The organism is Caldisericia bacterium (assembly GCA_021158845.1).
Lineage (GTDB): Bacteria > Caldisericota > Caldisericia > B22-G15 > B22-G15 > B22-G15.
The window spans coordinates 1-1,050 of sequence record JAGGSY010000037.1; the positions used below are offsets into that span (position 1 = coordinate 1).

Sequence of the window (1,050 nt, forward strand, 5' to 3'; positions counted from 1 at the left end):
GAATAAGAAACTGTTTGAATTTTTAGGAAAGGATATTATAAAAGAATAAAGGAGGATGCTGTGGGATTTTTTGAGAAATTGAAACGTATGTTTGGATTTGAGGAGGAAATTAAGGAAATAAGTGATACAGAGGAAGAAAGTGAAATCTCAATTACAGATGAGGTGGACGGAATGAAATTAATCGTGATTGAACCGAAGTCTTTTGATGAAGCTCAGAGGGTTATAGACGATCTAAAATCTGGTAGGCCTGTAGTTATAAACTTTGAAGAAACAGACAGAGAACTTGCGAGAAGATTCATTGACTTCGTTACTGGTGGTGTCTATGCAATGGATGGAACTACAGAGAAGATAGCAAACTATGTAGTTCTATTTGCGCCTCCAGGTGTTGAAATAAGTAAAGAATCAAAGAAATTCTGGAAAAAGAAAATAGAGGAAAAGGAAGAAATCTAAGAAAATATTTGCAACGAAACCCACTTTTTGGTATAAATAAAATTGCTCTGGCTCCTTCGTTGCCTCATATTAATCGTACCCTTCAAAGAGGGAACGGTGAGGTAACGAGGAGCTGGAGTTTTTCTTTTCAAGTAAATAAAGTATTAACTTCCTTGAAAATGTAGAATTTTTTGAAAGTCTCACTTTATTTATGAGTCTTTTAACTCTTCTGATACCTGTTTCTTCACCTTCTTTTATCTTTATAAGCGATATGATAGCCTTTCTTTCATCTCTTGAAAATGTATCCCTTACATCCAGTTCAAAGATCTTATTAATCGGGATACGATTTATTATTGATGCAAACACTTCGTCCGGTGCATCTATAAAATTTATAATTTCCCAATCAACTATTATCTTTGAGTTGGCATCAAAAGTTTTAGAGAGAAAAACAACCACCTTTTCTTCCCAGTAACCAAAATCATTCCTTGTTAAAACCCTGTAACTTCCAGAAATGTCTTTTCTCATAATCACTTAAGTATAAAATATAAAGAGATTAAATTCAAGGATGAGAATTTTCGATGAGATATGACAGACAATAAACATTTATGGGGAGGTTAGTTA

Annotated in this window: 2 protein-coding genes; one reads left to right on the top strand and one right to left on the bottom strand. The window is 33.4% G+C overall.

Annotated features, from left to right (window positions below):
- Nucleotides 1-60 precede the first annotated feature (60 nt).
- Nucleotides 61-450: a cell division protein SepF gene (locus J7J33_01460; GenBank protein ID MCD6167960.1), complete on the top strand. Its 390-nt coding sequence runs from the start codon at nucleotides 61-63 to the stop codon at nucleotides 448-450.
- A 69-nt stretch (nucleotides 451-519) separates the two neighbouring features.
- On the opposite strand, the gene J7J33_01465 is transcribed toward J7J33_01460, so the two are convergent.
- Entirely contained in the window at nucleotides 520-954 is a 435-nt protein-coding gene (locus tag J7J33_01465) for a hypothetical protein (protein MCD6167961.1), read from the bottom strand.
- Nucleotides 955-1,050: the final 96 nt, after the last annotated feature.

What these genes read in the sequence shown, in the direction of transcription:
- J7J33_01465 (MCD6167961.1), bottom strand. Translation starts at nt 954, where the DNA reads ATGAGAAAAGACATTTCTGGAAGTTACAGGGTTTTAACAAGGAATGAT.